This is a genomic window from Treponema sp., from assembly GCF_024696245.1.
GTDB lineage: Bacteria > Spirochaetota > Spirochaetia > Treponematales > Treponemataceae > Treponema_D.
Genome location: NZ_JAILGZ010000101.1, coordinates 1 through 16,933 on the forward strand (window position 1 = coordinate 1; position 16,933 = coordinate 16,933).

Genomic DNA, 16,933 nt, shown 5'->3' on the forward strand with positions numbered 1-16,933 from the left:
TAGACTTTTTCTCAGATGAAACAATCAATGGAAAACTCTATATAAGTTATCCAATGATTGAATCTATTAAATGTACACAGAAACTTCCAGATGAGCATTTTTATGATTATAAAGTTTCTAGAGATGATTGTTCTAATTTTAAGGATTATGTAACTAAAACATTTACTTTTTATAAAAGCACAGATTTTCTTCAGTTCACAATCGATAGAAAAACAAAGGAATTGAGGCCTGTCACAAAAGAGCGGGAGAGATTTGTAAAAGAAAACTGGACTTATTTAAGAGAGCAAAATATCAAAAAGGCAAATTATATCTGTTCTGACAATTATGATTTACCCAAAAATAAAGAAGCTGTAAGTCAGGATAAAATCTATAAAGCAGAATTAGAAAAATATGTTCTTCCAAATAACGAAGTTAGTATATTAAATGCATTTCCACTTTTCTTATTTGAATACTTTAAGTCTCTGTAATAATTTATAAATAATATCAAGAAGATATTCTGTTAACGACTTCCCAATAGAATATATTTTCATCCTTATAAAATCAAACTAAATGGGGCACTTTCCCCCCCAATAGAAGTCCCGGGCTTAAAGCATTACAATAAGGCCATGAACAAAAAAGAGCTGCATCAGTCAATCGTAAATAATTGCCAGATGACCTTTGCCCGCAGTGGTGGGAATGGAGGACAGAACGTAAACAAGGTGAATACAAAAGTTCACCTTACCCTGCCCCTTACCTGTCTGGCCGGTCTTTCTGAAGTTGAATTAAAGCGTCTTAAAATTAAACTCACTGCAAATATAAATAAAGAGGGCTGTCTTTTTTTAGATGTAGATGATGAACGTTATCAGGAAAGGAACAGAGAGATTGCACTTTCAAGACTTGAGTCAAAAATTCTTCAGGCTCTGGTTATTCCTAAAAAAAGAATAAAGACAAAACCTACCCGCGCCAGTAAAGAAAGAAAGCTCAAGCTTAAAAAAATCAGAAGCGAAATAAAAAAGAGCAGAAGCAAAATCTGGTAAAGGAGCAGCACTTATATGGAAGAAATTTTACAAACCCTTACTGATTTAAATATTCCCTTTGAGATTCAGGAGCACAAGGCAATTTTTTCTGAAAAGGATGCGGAGGATGTTGTTATTAATCTGCCTGGTATTGATGTAAAAAATCTTTTTGTAAAGGATAAAAACAATAATTACGGTCTTGTTTCCATGAACCTGCACAAGCGGGCTGACTTAAAAAAAATAGCTGCCCTTTTTGGCTACAGCCGCTTAAGTTTTTGTAATCCGGATGAACTAAAAAAATATCTGGACATCACTCCAGGTTCCGTGTCTCCTCTCTGCATTAAAGCTGATAGTGAATGCAGGGTTAAGCTTTTTTTTGATGAAAACTTTACAGGACAGAAAGTCATCATTCACCCTTTAAGAAACACTGCCAGCATCAGCCTGGAATTCTCTGACCTCTGCCGCTTTGCAGAAAAATACGGCCACAGCTGGATTTTAGGGAATGTGTATAAAGAAGAAGAAAATTAAGCTAAAGATGATGGATAATTCATTCCGAATTTGGCGACTATAACTGATAAAAAGGGATTTCTAATCACATAAATCTGCAGGTTTGTAAAAATTTACAAACACTCCGACACTCTATGCCGCTCCTGCATTTAAAAATAAAAAAAAATACCGGCAGCTGAATAAACAACTACCGGTATCAGATCAAAAAAGTTTTATTTACAGAACAGGGACCATCATGTCTTCCGGATTTTCGATGATGATGTTCAGGTTTCCGTTGCGTGTTCTTAATTCATCGATAAAGGCTTTTGTATCAATGTCTTTCTTTGGCTGGAACCAGTAAGAGATTGTAATAAGGGTTCCCATGTTTGATGTCTTAACATTTTTAACATCGTACTTAACTACATACTTTGCAAAAATATCGTTAAAGACATCCTTGTAGTTCATGTCTTCCGGAATTGTAATCTTAAGAATCTGTTTTGATTCATCATTCCAGAGGCGTGAAATAAGAACGTAAAGAACTGTAACACAGATAACAAGTGAGAAACCGATAAAGTAGCTGTTAAGACCAACGATAAGTCCGGAAGAAATTGCAAAGAATACGTAAAGAATATCCTTTGAATCACCAGGAATACTGCGGAAACGGCAAAGAGCAAATACACCGGCAAGGGCCAGGGTCTTTTTAAGGTCACTGGCAATAAATGGAATTATTACTGCCATAATTACAGGAAGGAAGAAAACAGTGATTACAAAGTTTTTAGAAAACTTTCTTTTGTGATTAGCTAAAAAATAACCGCAGGCAATAATAAAACCTGTAACAAGACCAAGAATCATATTGAAGAAGATATTTACATCTTCAGCTCTAATTACAAATCCCATAAGAATTTCTTTCATACTAATCTCCTGAATATAAATTTATTTTTTTGACAGTACGTAATTTTTATATTCCGTACCGTATTTTGAAAATGATGAACTGTAAATCTTTCTTGATGACAAGAACTTTACAAACCACAATGGAAAGGCCTTAAAAGCTTTTGCTTCCATAAGCCACTTACCTTCCGGTAAAAGCTGTGTTCCATAAGCCGGGGAATCAAGACGTAAATCTGTTCTCCTTGTCTGAATATTTCTGTCTATCGTCAGGCGAAAGTCAGAATTGTTTTTTTCAAAGAATGCAAGTCGATCATAAGAAATAAAAACCTTTGGCTTAAGGTTATAAAAATGCATGATGTAATCAATTTCTTTCATAACCTGCCTGTTCATTTTTATTTCAGGGTTTTCCGGAATTATTCCTTCTTCAAAATATTTGTAAACATCAGAAAGAATAAAGGCAGTCCGTCTTTTATTTACAACATGATCAAACTTCTTTTTGCTTTCAAGATAAACCTTGTCAGTTAAAGCTACTGTTCCATAACTTCTAAGCCGTATTTTTTCTTTAAATACCGGCTTTTCCAGAGATCTGCGTATTAACTCATCTGCTTCTGTATCAAGATAAAGGTTACAAATAGAATAAGTCTTTCCGCCTTTGTTAAACGGATCGCTGTCCATGTATTGGCCAATAATCGAAAGCAAAGCATTCTTATCTTCATCACTGAGCATGTATTTTACTTCACGCCGGTTGAAAACTTCGATTGCCATCAGCAGTTAACCTCCTTCTAAAGGCAAGTATAATGCAAAAGAATTTACAATTCTTAAAAAATTAAAATAATTTATCTCTTTTGAGAAATTTTTTTTGAATTCTTAAATAGTCTTTATTGTTTTAAATAATTGCCGAACTATAATTTAATTAGATTTTTTTATTCCTAAGGAGAAACTATGAAGAAATCAATAATACTTTTTTCAGTTATAACAGCTTGTTTATTAACATCCTGTATTCAGAAAAAACCTGTTAAATATTCCATTGATTATGATTCAGCAAGAGATGCCTATGGAAGTTCACTTACAATCGAACCTATGAATGATTCTGTCAGAGTCGGAAAAGATACAATCGTAATTGCTCCTGAAGCAGAAGATGTAACTTACACCCTCTCTGGTTATTTCAATGGAACCATTTCCTGCACTACAAAAAATACTGTAATAAAACTCAAGAACGCTTTTCTGGAAAACTCTCATGGAGAGCCGGCTTTAAGCTGTGATGTAAAATGCGAAGTTTCTGCTGCTAAAGATTCAACTAACTACATTGTTTCCTGGGGAAAGGGTTACTCAAGAAATGCTGCTCTTGAAGGTAAAAGAAATCTTGTAATTGGTGGCGGTGGAACCCTTTACGTTTCCGGAAAAATCTGTCACGGAATAGAAGCAGAAGAAACAAAGATTAAGGGTTCAGGTACCTTTTATATAGAAGGTACCTTAAAAGGTTCAGCCCTTAACTGTACAACCTTAACTGTTGAAGAAGAAAAAACATTCACCTGCTATCTCTTAAATTCTAAAAACGGAATTAAGGCAGATGACAACATTTCCATTGCATCAGGTAACTTCTATTTTTATGACAATGGTACTGCCTTAAAAACAGATGATTCAGAAGATTCTCCTCATCAGGTTCACTACATAAATCTTTCCGGGGGACTCTTTCACACCTTTAACAATACTTCCCTTTACTCAACAGAAGATGACAGCTGGGTTGTTTCTGGTGCCAAGATTATAGAAGAAAAATAATTTTTATTAACAGGAGAACTTTATGAAAAGAATATCTAAACTTCTTTCGGCAGCCCTTCTTCTTCTTTCTGCTTTTCAGCTTTCTGCCCAGGATCCAAAGTACTATGGTGAATTTAAAATTTCACCACAAGACAACAGTGTTACAATAGAAAAGAATGTGATTACCATTGCTCCAAAAAAAGAAGCTGTTCAATATGAAATCACAGGCTATTTTAACGGACAGATTGTAAACAAAACCAAGAATACAATTCTCAAGCTTAACAATGCCTACATTGAAAACACAGATGGCCAGCCTGCAATTTATGGAGAAGCCAAGACAGAAATATCTGCAAAGGAAGATTCAGTTAACTACATTATTTCTTCCGGTACTTCTGCAAATAAAAATGCAGCCCTTCACTGCAAAAAAAATCTTGAGATTGGAGGAAAGGGAACTCTTTACATCCAGGGAAAAACTTATCACGGTGTAAAAGCTGATGATGTAAAAATTAAAGGTACAGGTAAGTTTTATTTTGAAGGAACAAAAAAAGGATCCTGCATAAACTGCAAAACCTTTACCGTAGAAAAAGGAAAAACCTTTACTGCATATTTAAGTAACGCAAAAAATGCAATTAAGGCAGATGAAACAATTTTTATTGATTCAGGTAATTTTGAAATCAGCGGTAATTCCACTGTCTTTAAGACTGATACAAAAGAAGACGATCCTTCTTCTCCTCACGGAATCAGGCTTTCAGGAGGTGTATTCAAGACTAGTAAAAACGGAACCCTTTACGACACCGATAAAAACGCTTACAAAGCTTCAGGTGCAAAAATAACTGAAAAATAATATTGAGTGTAAAATTTAATAATAATTCTTCTATATATAAGGTGGTCGTCTTTAAACGGCCGCCTTTTTTTATTCACCCCTGCCCTTTATTTTTAAAATTGACAACTAAAAGCATCACTGATAATCTTAAAGATGAAAACCTTTTCAATATAAAGGTAACTTTTTTTGGAGGAAAAATGAAAGCTAAAACAATTATTGCAGCATCGGCATTAACAGCCATTCTTGCAGCTTACGGATTTTCAGAAAATGCAGATTCATCTGATGCAGGTAAGGATAACTCAGGTGTAATTGTAGTTGATAAAAAGAATGCATCACCATTCGGTTCCTTTGAAGGATGGGGAACAAGTTTCTGCTGGTGGGCAAACAGAATCGGTTATTCAGATGTACTTTCTCAGAAAGCAGCTGACCTTCTTTACAGCAACGAAGGAAACAGTCTTGGATTTAATGTAATCCGTTACAATATTGGTGGCGGCGATGACCCTGCTCATCATCATATTACACGTACAGATTCCAACATGCCTGGTTATGCAAGCCTTAATGAAGACGGAACTTTAACCTACGACTGGACTGCAGACCATAATCAGCGCAACGTTCTTCTTCGTGCCCTTAAAGCTGGTGGAGATGATGTAATTGTAGAAGCTTTCTCTAATTCAGCTCCATACTTTATGACTTACTCTGGTTGTTCATCCGGAAACGTTCATGCAGAAGACAACAACCTTCGCGATGACCAGTACACAAACTTTGCTGAATACATGGCAACTGTAATGGAACACTACAAGAAAGAATGGGGTGTTACTTTCCAGAGCTGTGATCCTATGAATGAACCTGCTACAAATTACTGGGGTGCAAATTCATGGAAGCAGGAAGGCTGTCACTTTGATATTGGAGAAAGCCAGAGCCGCATGCTTGTAGAAATGAGTAAGGCACTTAAACGCCACGGTCTCTCAAAAGTAGTTCTCTGCGGAACTGATGAAACAAGTATTGATACACAGACTTATGCATTCACCCAGCTTAGTGATGAAGCAAAAAAAGTTCTTAAGAGAATCGACGTTCACACTTATGAAGGTGTAGGCCGCAAGGAATTAAGGGAACTTGCTGTTGCAAATAAAAAAGGTCTCTGGATGAGTGAAGTAGACGGTGGTGACCGTGCCGGAGAAGATGCAGGAGAAATGGGACCAGCCCTTTCTTTTGCAAACAGAATCGTTGTAGATATGAACGGACTTCTTCCTTCAACCTGGATTATGTGGCAGGCAATCGACAACCATATTTCTGCAGTTGGTATGAACGGAAATGAAGACCGCCACGAAATGATTGACCTTAATCATCCACGCTGGGGTTACTGGGGTCTTGTAGTAACTGACCATGATAATGAAGAAATCATTCTTACTAAAAAATATTTTGCATGCGCTCAGTTCTCAAAATTCATTCGTCCGGGATGCACAATTCTTGAATCAGCAGACTTCTCAGTTTCTGCATACGACAAGAATAAGAAGCAGGTTGTTGTTGTAGCTGTTAACGATAAAAAAACAGAAAAAGAAGTTAAGATCGATCTTTCTTCATTCAAGAAAACAGGAAGCACAGCCCGTGTAATCAGAACAAGCGGAAGCATGGCTGATGGAGAAAACATTAAGGAACTTGATCCTGTAAATCTTGATGGAAAAATTCTTAACGTTAAGCTTCTTCCAAATTCTGTAACAACATTTATTATTGATAACGTAAAATAATTTATTAATAAAACCGCAGCTGATATTTGTAAAAAGTCCGGATATCAGTCTGCGGTTTTTATTATTGACATTCATAACACCGTTACGTAATATTAAATTAGTTAGTTAAGGCTAACAAATAAATTATATTAAGGAAGCGGTTTTATGAGAATTACAAAAATCAATTCTTTTTTTAAAAAAGCAGGGCAGATTCAGCTAAAGTACAAGTGGCTGATTCTTGCTGCCATTCTTATTTATACACTTGTGTCCATTGCAGGACTCCCTAAACTTAAAATGTCAGGAAACGAAGAGGACTGGTTTGAAGACTGGGAGCAGGTAAAAATAGACACAGATCGCTTTAAGGAAGTCTTTGGAAGTGATGACTATATTTTAGTCATGGTTGAAGCAGATGATGTCTTTGACCCCTTTGTTCTTGAAGCAATCCAGCGTTTAGGTACAAGGCTGGAAGAAGGAGTTCCTTATTCTGATGAAGCAACTTCTATTATCACAGCAGAAATTCCTGTTGGTGACGAAGACACTATTGAAATAAAAAGTCCTTTTGAAGATGGGATTCCTGATAATACTGAAGAACTGGATTCAATAAAAAAATTCATTCTCTCAAGGGAATCTCTAGTAAACAATATTGTTTCTGATGATGCTAAAGAAACTTATATAATTCTTTCACTGGAAAATTATCCTGGTGGAGTTTCCTTTGCAACAGAAGGAATTGCCCGTTACGCTCAAAAAATAATTCTTGAAGAAGAAAAAAAATCTCAGGGACGCTACTCTCTTAAACCTGCGGGAATGTCCTACAGCGAAATGGAAGAAAATGATATTTGTGCAAAGGAATATTTCATAAGAGTTTTAAGCGGTTTCATTGTAATGCTCTTATGTCTCATAATTTTTGTTCGTTCTCTTAGAGGTGTAATCGTTCCTCTTATTGCTACTGTCTCAGGTATTGGTTCTGTTTTAGGTTTAAGTGCTCACTTACATTTTGAAGCTGACTCAAACATGATTACCCTTCCAATACTTTTAGGAATGGCTCTTTCAGTTGGATATTCAGTTCACTATGTAAACTCCTTCAGGATGCACTTCAGGCGCTGCGGTGACAGAAAGGAATCTGTAATTAAAGCTGTAGAAGAAACAGGCTGGCCGATTTTATTTACTGTCATCACAACTATTGCTTCACTTATATCTTTCCTCTTTGCAGGAATCGGTCCTATCCGCTGGGTTGGTGGAACTTCTGCTTCCATCGTATTCTCTGTTTATCTTTATGTAATTGTTCTGATTCCAATCCTGATGAGCTTTGGAAAAGATAAAGCCGTTATAGAAAATGCTGCTGATGGAAATACAAAAAAAGGTGCAACAAAAGCTGACTGTATTTTTGCGGCCTTTGGTGAAAAAGTAATAAATAAAAGAATTGTTGTTTCTATCCTTTCTCTTCTTGTAATACTTGCAATGATTCCTGGAATTTTAAGAATTACCGTTAACATGGACTATACAGAAATGATGGGAAAGAAAGTTCCTTACGTTGCAAGACTTCTTGATATGCTGGACGGTAAGCTTGGCAGTCTCTACAGTTATGACGTAATGATTCAGACTGATGATCCTGATTACTTTAAAACTGCAGAAAACATGTCAAAGCTTGAGGTCATGGAAAATAAACTTGGATCTTTAAGCCTTACAAAAATTTCCGGAGATAAAGCCAGGGTAAAATCTGCCTGTCCAATGATGAAAGAAATCAACCGTATGTTTAACGGAGATCAGCAGGAATACTATGTACTGCCGGAAGACGATGCAGTTATTGCCCAGAACCTTATTTTTTATTGCGATAGTTTTGAAGACTGGTTTGAAACAGAAAGTGATAACTTTGGTATAACTCACCTTCATGTTGACCTTTCGGGTTACGATGCAAATCTTATTGTTGATGATATAAACAGATCTAAAGAATATGCAGCAGAACTTTTCCCTGATGCAAAAATTTCTATTGTAGGTGAAGTTGTTGAATATGCAGAAATGAATCACAAACTGGTATCAGCAGAACTCAAGTCCTTCTCCATGTCATTCATAATAATTGCAATACTTTTAATTCTTGCCTTTGCAAGCATTAAGACAGGTCTTATCGGAATGATTCCAAACCTTGCACCTGTAATTGTTGTTGGCGGTTATATGGGTTACCGCGGCTTCTCCCTGGATATGCTTACCATGACAATCATGCCTATGATTCTTGGAATTGCTGTAGACGATACAATACACCTGATTAATCACATTAAGTATCACCTTGAAATTACCGGCAGCTACAAAGATGCAGTAATTGCTTCATTCAGGGAAATCGGAAAGACAATGGGAATGACTACTTTTATTCTCTGTGCCATGTTCTTTATGTATATGTTCTCTCCACTCAACTGTCTTTACAGAATCGGACTTCTTGCAATAATCGGACTTACAGTTGCCCTTGTTGCAGACTACACCCTTACCCCGGTACTTATTGTTTTAACCAAACCATTTGGAAAAGAAAAAAATAAATAAAGCTAAGGAGGCTTTTATGAAACTTACACGTATTTCACGTTTTATAACATGTGCATCACTTATACTTGCAGCCAGTGTTTCTACTGCTGAAGAACTGACAGGATATGAAATTGCAAAAAGAGCTGATGAAGTTAATGAAGGAACTACATCTTCTTATACAGCAACCATGACCCTTACAAATAAAAAGGGTGCAGTTCGCACAAGAGAAATCACTATGAAAGCAAAAGACTATGGTGATGTAAAAAAAGCAGTAATTGTATTTACAATGCCAAAAGATGTCACTGGAGTATCCTACCTTTCTTTTGAATACCCTGATTCAGAAGGTCAGGAAAAAAAAGATTCAGACAGCTGGCTTTACATGCCTGCAATGAAAAAAGTACGTCGTATTTCCGGAAGTGGAAAAGACGATGACTTTATGGGAACAGATTTTACTTATGCTGATATGGGAGACAGGGGTCTTACAAAAGATACCTTTACTCTTCTTGGAGAAGAAAATGCAGAAGGTTTTGACTGTTACAAAGTAGAAGCTGTTGCCAAAGATAAATCCGAAAAAACTCAGAAAAGAATCATCTGGTACAGAAAAGACAATTACCTTCCTGTTAAGGGTGAATTTTATGACAAGCAGAATCAACTTGCCAGAGAAATGACCTGTTCCGATATCAAACAGATTGATGGAATCTGGACAACTGGAAAAATGTTTATGAAAAATATAAAGACCGGTCACTCAACTCTTCTTGAAATGAAAAACGTTCAGTACAACATAAGTCTTGATGACAAAATGTTTACAGTTGCTTCTATAGAAAGAGGAAACATACGATGAAAAAATTATGTGCATTAATACCTGCATTTTTTTCTGCAGCTCTTTTTGCACAGGACTTCTACCCTGCCGGAGAATTAAAAATTTCTGCAGGGGCAGGAGCTCCAGAAACCCATGACAATGCAGGAAAAATTCTTAATGCCGCCACAAGTCTTAACGGCAATCTTAAAATTCATGGAGAAGAAACTTCTGCTTACATTGACGGCAGCCTGATCTATGACGGAATAAATGCCCGCTCCTCTTCAGGCCGCTTTGATTTTGTTTCAGGAGATTCTTCAATTGAATTAATGCTTAAGGAAGCCTGGATGGATTATGATGCAGGACTCTTTGCCATAAGAATAGGTCGTCAGATTACAGCATGGGGAAAAGCAGACGGACTTGAAGTAACAGACATTCTCTGTCCAAAAGATGAGCGGACTTTATCTGCCAGTAACTATTCAGAGTCCCGTCTGGGAATTGATGCTGCCCGACTTTCAGTAAAATCAGATTCCCTTACAGCAGACCTTTACTGGATTCCCTTATTCACTCCAAGCGCCCTCCCTCTTGCTGATGGAAATCCACTTAAAGCTTTAGTCATTCCCCAAAGCATTAGCTACGGAAGTTACACCCTCCCTGTAAATGAAATTACTTCTGACAACTTTGACCTTCCGGAGACTGCACTTTACAACAGTGAAGCCGCCATAAGATTAAGTTCTTATCAGTCCTTTGGAGATTTTTCTTTATACGCCTTCTACGGATTTGACCGTGAACCTGTGATGAATTATTCACTAAAAACAGACGATTCAGGTAAGCCGGAAAGCATCACTTTAACAGGCAGCTATAAAAGAATGACCATGTTTGGAGCTGATGCTGCAATTCCTGTAAAAGAACTTGTATTAAGAATGGAAGCTGCATTCTTTTTAGACCGTTACTTTACAAGTGACATAAAAAAGAATCAAATTAAAGCGCTTGCAGGTTTTGACTGGATGCCTTCTGCCTGTACAATAACTGCCCAGTATTATATCGATGCCCTGCTTAATAATAATGACCAGGTAGAAAGGGATGACATTCAGCAGCAGGCCAGCCTTAATCTTTCAAAATCTTTTTTACAGGAAACCCTGGATTTATCTTTTACCGGACTTCTTGATCTTAAAGATTTTGCATCCATGCTTTCTTTACAAGCCAGCTACAGTCTCTCAGATTCAATGACCCTTTCTGCAGAAAGCTCTTTCTTTATCCCAGGACCAGATGAAGACGGCCTGTACGGTAATTATGAAGATTTAAGCTGCCTTTCTTTAAAGGCAAGCTACTCTTTTTAAGCAGAAATCTTCTATATAAATACACAGAATGCAGTTAAGGATGTTTGACACAGGTTCATAATTTTTATATAGTGGAAATTGACGAAGACGTCTGTTAGGGATAACCATGCCCTGACGGACGTCTTTTTTATTTTTAAAATTCAGATCTCCGGAGGTATATATGTGCGGGTTTGTAGGAGCATTTGACTTAAGTTCAGGGTCAAAACCAATTGAAGAAGGATTAAAAGAACAGTTACGTGAAGAAGTTCTTGAAATGTCAAAAAAAATCAGGCATCGTGGTCCGGACTGGAGCGGTGTTTACACTGGAGACAATGCAATCTTAAGTCATGAACGTCTTTCTATTGTAGACCCTCTTTCTGGAAAACAACCTCTTGTAAGTGACGATAATAAAATCATTCTTGCAGCCAACGGAGAAATTTATAATCATCAGGAAATCAGAAAATCATTTGAAGGGATTTATAATTTTAAAACAAAGAGCGACTGCGAAGTAATCATCCCTCTTTACAAAAAATATGGACCTGATTTTATCGAAAAGCTTTCAGGAATTTTTGCCTTTGCCCTTTATGATTCAGAAAAAGATCTTTACCTGATTGCAAGAGATGAAATTGGAGTTATTCCACTTTATCAGGGATGGGATAAAGCTGGCCGTTACTATGTTGCCAGTGAACTTAAAGCCCTTGAAGGCCACTGTACAACAATAGAAGAATTTCCAAACGGACACTACCTTTTCTCAGGCGACCCTGATGGAAAACCAAAGGCCTGGTACAAAAGAAGCTGGATGGAATATGACAATGTAAAAAATAATCCAAAGGCCTGTGATGAAAAAGGAGAAATCATCAACCCTGCAGTTATAGAAAAAGTCCGCAACGGTCTTGAAAATGCAGTAAAGGCTCAGCTTATGTCAGACGTACCATACGGTGTTCTTTTAAGTGGTGGTCTGGACTCTTCAATCATTGCTGCCGTTACTCAGAAGTTTTCTAAAAAGAGAATTGAAAGTGATTCAAAAGAAAATGCCTGGTGGCCTCAGCTCCACAGTTTTGCAGTAGGACTTGAAGGTTCACCTGACCTTGCTGCTGCACAAAAAGCTGCTGACTATATCGGAACTATTCACCATGAAATTCACTTTACAATTCAGGAAGCCCTGGATGCACTCCCGGATGTAATTTATCACATAGAAACTTATGACATTACAACAGTACGTGCTTCTACTCCGATGTATCTTCTTGCCCGTGTAATTAAATCCATGGGAATTAAAATGGTTCTCTCCGGAGAAGGAAGTGATGAACTTTTTGGCGGTTACCTTTACTTTCATAAGGCACCTGATTCAAAAGAATTCCACGAAGAACTTGTACGCAAAATGAGCAAGCTTCATCTTTATGACTGTCTCCGTGCAAACAAATCCCTCATGGCCTGGGGTGTAGAAGGTAGAGTTCCTTTCCTGGATAAAGACTTTATAGACACAGCCATGAACCTGAACCCATGTGACAAAATGAATATTCTTATGGAAGATAAAAAAGATCCTTCTAAAAAAACACAGCGTATGGAAAAATGGATTTTGCGCAAAGCCTTTGAAGACCTTCTTCCACCTGAAATTGTCTGGAGACAGAAGGAACAGTTTAGTGACGGTGTTGGTTACAACTGGATTGATACCCTTAAGAAAATGACGGAAGAAAAAATCTCTGATGCAGAATTTGCAAGAAGAGAAAACCGCTTCCCGGTAAATCCTCCAAAGACAAAAGAAGAATACTACTACAGGGAAATCTATTCCCGTCTCTTCCCAAGTGACAGTGCTGCAAAAGCAGTTCCTCACGAAGCAGGAGTTGCATGCTCTACAGCTAAGGCTCTTGAATGGGATGCTGCATGGAAAAAAATGGATGAACCTTCCGGAAGAGCAATCAGCGGAGTTCATAACAAAGCCTATTAAAACTAAAGGCATTTTCGATTATACTTTGCCATGTTTTAAGTGAGAAAAATTATGGCAAAGAAAATCGAAATGCTTTCGGGCTCTATATCAGATAAGATACTTTTATTCGCAATTCCCCTTGCACTTACAGGAATTCTCCAGCAGCTTTTTAATGCAGCAGACGTTATGATTGTTGGAAGATATTCCAGTAAGTATGCAATGGCAGCCGTAGGAAGCAATACCCCTGTCATCGGACTTCTTATTAATCTTTTTCTTGGAATCTCCCTTGGTGTAAATGTTGTAATTGCAAGATACATCGGTCTTAAAAATCAAAATAAAATAAACAGTGCAACAGGAACAGCAGTCATCATCAGTATTGCAGGAGGACTCTTATTTGCTGCAATCGGACAAATAATTGCAGTCCCTGTTCTTTCGTTAATGTCTATTCCGGAAAATGTTTTTCCTATGGCAACTTCCTATTTTAGAATCTACATGATGGGAATGCCTGCCATATTTCTTTACAATTTTGAATCAGCAATCTTCCGTTCATACGGTGACACAAAGACACCACTCTACTGTCTTGTAATCGCAGGGCTTCTTAATGTTGCCCTTAATCTCTTTTTTACTATTTGCTTAAAACGAAATGCAGACGGTGTAGCCATAGCAACTGTAATTTCAAATGTAGTAAGTTCCCTTATTATGTTTGTCATTCTTATGAAAAATAAAAATGGCATCCACATAGAAAAAAGCTGTCTTAAAATTGACGGACCTGTCTTAAAGGAAATTCTTAAAATAGGAATACCAGCCGGAGTTCAGTCCATGCTCTTTTCTTTTTCTAATATCATAATTCAGTCTTCCATCAATTCACTTGGAGCAGACATTATGGCCGCATCTGCTGCAGCTTTTAACATAGAAATATTTGCCTACTTTGTAGTGAATGCTTTTGGTCAGGCAGCCTCAACTTTTATCGGACAGAATTATGGGGCAGGACAAATTGAACGCTGCAAAAAAGTAACACGAAGAGCCCTTGCCCTGGACATGGCTTTTACAATTGTAATTTCATTTATAATTATTATCTTTGCAGGACGAATTTTATATTTCTTTAATGAAGACCCAGCTGTAATTTCTTACGGCCGGACAAGAATTTATTTTATTACATGGTTTCAGCTGGTGAATGTTTTAATTGAAGTTTTCTCCGGTGCCTTAAGGGGATACGGTCAGTCCTTTGCACCTGCAGTAATTTCATTCTTTGGAGTATGCGGTGTAAGAATTACCTGGGTCTACACAATATTTAATAACCACAAGGATTTTAACACTCTTCTTACCTGCTACCCGATAAGCTGGTGCGTAACAGCAGCCATACTTACCGGATACTATTTCTGGTTCAACAGAAAAAAAGTTCACATGGAAAATGCTTTATAAAAGTTTTCCAGGCTTAAAATAAAGGTCATCAGTAAAGAAGGTGTCAAACTGAAGTCCTGTAAGCCTTCCTTTTGCAAGAAATGCTCCGTGTTCAGTTGCACCGGCTGTGTATTTATCAGAACCATAACCAGACTGAGCTTCCATATTTTGAGTAATAGAAAATGTCTTGATTAACAAAAATTATTCCTACCTCTCCGAGAATGGGAATAAAGGCAGGGTGCGGGTTACTTCTTTTGAGTCTGGTTTTCTGTGGCTAAAGTTCAGCTGCATGATTTTTGCCTGATACTTAAAGTCCCAGTCAGCAATTTTTATTTCTTCTACCAGTATGTTTTCTTCCCAGTATTCTTTCTGACTATTGTAAGATTTTAGATGACTTTCATTCTGTGGAATAGCAAATGGGTCAAAGCTGGATTTATTAAATGACATGTAATGAGTTTCTTTAAATGGTCCATCTACAAGATAATTATAGGCAACATGTCCGATTCCATCTGCGCTGTAAACATAATCTGCAGTACAGAAATATTTTCCGTCGATAAACTCGTAATCACTGATTTTAAAATTATTTTCTTCTTCAAATAATATTTCGTTAACTACTTTTCCTTCCCAGTTCATAAAGTATGCAAAGTTTGGTTTGTAAGATGCAGGATCGCTTATCTGATCATATTTTACCCTCTGACCAAAAACAAGAATACCGTCATCCTTCATAGTGCAATAACTCATATTGAACCTGTCATCTGATTTGTTATCTTGAATTTCATAGGCGCAAATAAAATCTCCATCTGGTGAATATTTTACAAAATAGTCTTGAAAATTTTTATTTGATGCATAAAGCATTAAATAATTGGGATTTGCATTTTCTTCTATCAACATTCTTCCTAAGTCATTACCAGTATAAGAAAAACCAAGCAAGCCAGTGTATTTTAATTCCCTGGAAAATTTTAAAACTGCAGTATGTTTATAGGCATTGAACCCCATTTGAAGGAAAACATTTTCTTTGCAGGCAGCAAGTCCAATCAAACATTCGTCCTTACTTTTATTATAAAAGGTTACGGAATTCTTTATTTTACCATCCAGGTCTAAAGCAAGAATATAAAGCTTATCTCCAGTTCCATTAAAAGCTACATATATTCTATCCTTACCATTGTATGAAAAATACTGAGTTTCATAGCCTCTCTGTTCTTTAAGACTGTAGGATTTATAAGATATTACTTTACCTTTTTTAATTCTAAAATATGCAAAACGATTGTCACTAAAAGCTGAATAAATTGTCATGGCAATTTCATCAGGCCCCAGGGCAAAAAGTTTTACGTATTTATAATGACTGAAATTTTCATCAAAATCATAATTCTTTAAGCCTTCAACAGTGATTTGTAAAGTTGTCTGATATTCATTTTTAAAATATTTATTTATATAAATCGGCGTATCTTTAGAATTGTCATTAGCATTATCTGCCATTACAGCTTCATATACAGTGTCACCGTATGATACCATATCCATTGGCATGGATGTATATCCTTCCATCAGATTTACCTTTGAGGCAAACATATTGCTGCATGCAAAAATCATGCTGATAAACAAAATTAACTTTTTCATCTTTCCTCCATTACATACTTAAGTATATATGTATAAAAGAAAAGCTGTAAAGTGTTTAAGTTTATTTTATGAAACCAGAGTGTAGCTTTCTTCTGTTAACTTACAGAGTTTATTAAAATCCGTTACAGAAGTAAGAAGAATTGTAATCCAGTATTTTTTATTCATGTGCCAGGCTGGAAATATTGATTTATTATCAATCAGTTCCGGAATATGTTCAGCCTTTATATTCACAACGTTTACTTTTTCGTCTGATTTTATACCCAGACGGTTAAGGGGAATCTTCATTATTAAAGCAAACCATTTATTATTGGGACATCTGAAAACTTCATAATCAGGATCAGAGTCCCAGGGAAAATCACCTTTGCAATTATACTTTTCTTCCATCCATTCAACATAAGGCTGTCTTAAGTCGTCACTATAAAAACACTTGTGCTGAATGTCTTCCATAATCTGAGTAATTTTTGTCCTAAGGCCGGCAACAAAACTTCCGTGAACTCCCTTAACATTCAGAAGGGCATATTTTTCTCCAAGAGATTTTTCAATTGCTTCTACAGTAATTTCCTTTTCTTTAATTAAAATCTCTGCATAAAAATCATCATCAATATCTTTTTTTAAAAATAAAGATGAATCCTTTTGAACAAAACCATATTCAAGAAGTTTATCTTTTTGAGGAATTGAAGTGTTAATTAAATACGAA

Annotated in this window: 15 protein-coding genes and 1 pseudogene; 11 read left to right on the plus strand and 5 right to left on the minus strand. The window is 36.5% G+C overall.

Going from position 1 to position 16,933, the window contains the following annotated elements; translation table 11 throughout:
- The 3 genes and pseudogenes from K6D58_RS06990 to K6D58_RS07000 form a co-directional block, all read left to right on the plus strand.
- A pseudogene (locus K6D58_RS06990) lies at nucleotides 1-467 on the plus strand (hypothetical protein); the annotation flags it as partial.
- Between the two features lie 138 nt (nucleotides 468-605).
- Nucleotides 606-1,016, plus strand: a complete 411-nt coding sequence (arfB, locus tag K6D58_RS06995; RefSeq protein ID WP_296828994.1) for an alternative ribosome rescue aminoacyl-tRNA hydrolase ArfB — start codon at nucleotides 606-608, stop codon at nucleotides 1,014-1,016.
- Between the two features lie 15 nt (nucleotides 1,017-1,031).
- Complete coding sequence (locus tag K6D58_RS07000) at nucleotides 1,032-1,523, plus strand: YbaK/EbsC family protein (RefSeq protein ID WP_296828996.1); 492 nt, start codon at nucleotides 1,032-1,034, stop codon at nucleotides 1,521-1,523.
- A gap of 195 nt (nucleotides 1,524-1,718) precedes the next feature.
- Here K6D58_RS07000 and K6D58_RS07005 read toward each other — a convergent pair whose 3' ends face one another.
- Together K6D58_RS07005 and K6D58_RS07010 are read right to left on the minus strand one after the other, a co-directional pair.
- Nucleotides 1,719-2,393, minus strand: coding sequence for a DUF4956 domain-containing protein (locus K6D58_RS07005; RefSeq protein ID WP_296828998.1), 675 nt, complete (start codon nucleotides 2,391-2,393; stop codon nucleotides 1,719-1,721).
- Nucleotides 2,394-2,414: 21 nt separating this feature from the next.
- On the minus strand, nucleotides 2,415-3,134 hold the full coding sequence (locus tag K6D58_RS07010) for a polyphosphate polymerase domain-containing protein (RefSeq protein WP_296829000.1): 720 nt from the start codon (nucleotides 3,132-3,134) through the stop codon (nucleotides 2,415-2,417).
- Between the two features lie 177 nt (nucleotides 3,135-3,311).
- Here K6D58_RS07010 and K6D58_RS07015 point away from each other — a divergent pair, with 177 nt between their 5' ends.
- The 8 genes from K6D58_RS07015 (at nucleotide 3,312) to K6D58_RS07050 (ending at nucleotide 14,643) form a co-directional block, all read left to right on the plus strand.
- A complete protein-coding gene (locus tag K6D58_RS07015) occupies nucleotides 3,312-4,148 on the plus strand; it encodes a carbohydrate-binding domain-containing protein (protein ID WP_296829001.1) in 837 nt (278 codons plus the stop codon).
- Between the two features lie 22 nt (nucleotides 4,149-4,170).
- Nucleotides 4,171-4,971: a carbohydrate-binding domain-containing protein gene (locus K6D58_RS07020; RefSeq protein WP_296829003.1), complete on the plus strand. Its 801-nt coding sequence runs from the start codon at nucleotides 4,171-4,173 to the stop codon at nucleotides 4,969-4,971.
- 176 nt (nucleotides 4,972-5,147) lie between these two features.
- Complete coding sequence (locus K6D58_RS07025; RefSeq protein WP_296829005.1) at nucleotides 5,148-6,695, plus strand: glycoside hydrolase; 1,548 nt, start codon at nucleotides 5,148-5,150, stop codon at nucleotides 6,693-6,695.
- 144 nt (nucleotides 6,696-6,839) lie between these two features.
- Nucleotides 6,840-9,203 (plus strand): efflux RND transporter permease subunit, encoded by a 2,364-nt coding sequence (locus K6D58_RS07030; RefSeq protein ID WP_296829007.1) that lies wholly within the window; start codon nucleotides 6,840-6,842, stop codon nucleotides 9,201-9,203.
- 16 nt (nucleotides 9,204-9,219) lie between these two features.
- Complete coding sequence (locus K6D58_RS07035; protein WP_296829009.1) at nucleotides 9,220-10,023, plus strand: outer membrane lipoprotein-sorting protein; 804 nt, start codon at nucleotides 9,220-9,222, stop codon at nucleotides 10,021-10,023.
- Nucleotides 10,020-11,318, plus strand: coding sequence for a DUF1302 family protein (locus K6D58_RS07040; RefSeq protein WP_296829011.1), 1,299 nt, complete (start codon nucleotides 10,020-10,022; stop codon nucleotides 11,316-11,318). The genes K6D58_RS07035 and K6D58_RS07040 overlap by 4 nt, the downstream gene beginning before the upstream one ends.
- A 160-nt stretch (nucleotides 11,319-11,478) precedes the next feature.
- Entirely contained in the window at nucleotides 11,479-13,242 is a 1,764-nt protein-coding gene (gene asnB, locus K6D58_RS07045; protein WP_296829013.1) for an asparagine synthase B, read from the plus strand.
- Nucleotides 13,243-13,293: 51 nt separating this feature from the next.
- The gene (locus K6D58_RS07050; RefSeq protein ID WP_296829015.1) at nucleotides 13,294-14,643 is read left to right on the plus strand and encodes an MATE family efflux transporter; all 1,350 of its coding nucleotides are present in this window, start codon (nucleotides 13,294-13,296) and stop codon (nucleotides 14,641-14,643) included.
- Here the strand turns inward: K6D58_RS07050 and K6D58_RS07055 are convergent.
- The 3 genes from K6D58_RS07055 to K6D58_RS07065 form a co-directional block, all read right to left on the minus strand.
- Nucleotides 14,638-14,820 (minus strand): hypothetical protein, encoded by a 183-nt coding sequence (locus tag K6D58_RS07055; protein ID WP_296829017.1) that lies wholly within the window; start codon nucleotides 14,818-14,820, stop codon nucleotides 14,638-14,640. The two genes, K6D58_RS07050 and K6D58_RS07055, sit on opposite strands and share 6 nt — an antisense overlap.
- A 9-nt stretch (nucleotides 14,821-14,829) precedes the next feature.
- Entirely contained in the window at nucleotides 14,830-16,236 is a 1,407-nt protein-coding gene (locus tag K6D58_RS07060) for a hypothetical protein (RefSeq protein ID WP_296829019.1), read from the minus strand.
- 66 nt (nucleotides 16,237-16,302) lie between these two features.
- Nucleotides 16,303-16,933 (minus strand): MmcQ/YjbR family DNA-binding protein (locus tag K6D58_RS07065; protein ID WP_296829021.1); only part of this gene is annotated, 631 nt, incomplete at its 5' end.

Coding starts and splice junctions, on each gene's coding strand:
- K6D58_RS07020 (WP_296829003.1), top strand. CDS start 4,171: ATGAAAAGAATATCTAAACTTCTTTCGGCAGCCCTTCTTCTTCTTTCT.
- K6D58_RS07060 (WP_296829019.1), bottom strand. CDS start 16,236: ATGAAAAAGTTAATTTTGTTTATCAGCATGATTTTTGCATGCAGCAAT.
- K6D58_RS07010 (WP_296829000.1), bottom strand. CDS start 3,134: ATGGCAATCGAAGTTTTCAACCGGCGTGAAGTAAAATACATGCTCAGT.
- K6D58_RS07040 (WP_296829011.1), top strand. CDS start 10,020: ATGAAAAAATTATGTGCATTAATACCTGCATTTTTTTCTGCAGCTCTT.
- K6D58_RS07000 (WP_296828996.1), top strand. CDS start 1,032: ATGGAAGAAATTTTACAAACCCTTACTGATTTAAATATTCCCTTTGAG.
- K6D58_RS07050 (WP_296829015.1), top strand. CDS start 13,294: ATGGCAAAGAAAATCGAAATGCTTTCGGGCTCTATATCAGATAAGATA.
- K6D58_RS07015 (WP_296829001.1), top strand. CDS start 3,312: ATGAAGAAATCAATAATACTTTTTTCAGTTATAACAGCTTGTTTATTA.
- K6D58_RS07005 (WP_296828998.1), bottom strand. CDS start 2,393: ATGAAAGAAATTCTTATGGGATTTGTAATTAGAGCTGAAGATGTAAAT.
- asnB (WP_296829013.1), top strand. CDS start 11,479: ATGTGCGGGTTTGTAGGAGCATTTGACTTAAGTTCAGGGTCAAAACCA.
- K6D58_RS07025 (WP_296829005.1), top strand. CDS start 5,148: ATGAAAGCTAAAACAATTATTGCAGCATCGGCATTAACAGCCATTCTT.
- arfB (WP_296828994.1), top strand. CDS start 606: ATGAACAAAAAAGAGCTGCATCAGTCAATCGTAAATAATTGCCAGATG.
- K6D58_RS07035 (WP_296829009.1), top strand. CDS start 9,220: ATGAAACTTACACGTATTTCACGTTTTATAACATGTGCATCACTTATA.
- K6D58_RS07030 (WP_296829007.1), top strand. CDS start 6,840: ATGAGAATTACAAAAATCAATTCTTTTTTTAAAAAAGCAGGGCAGATT.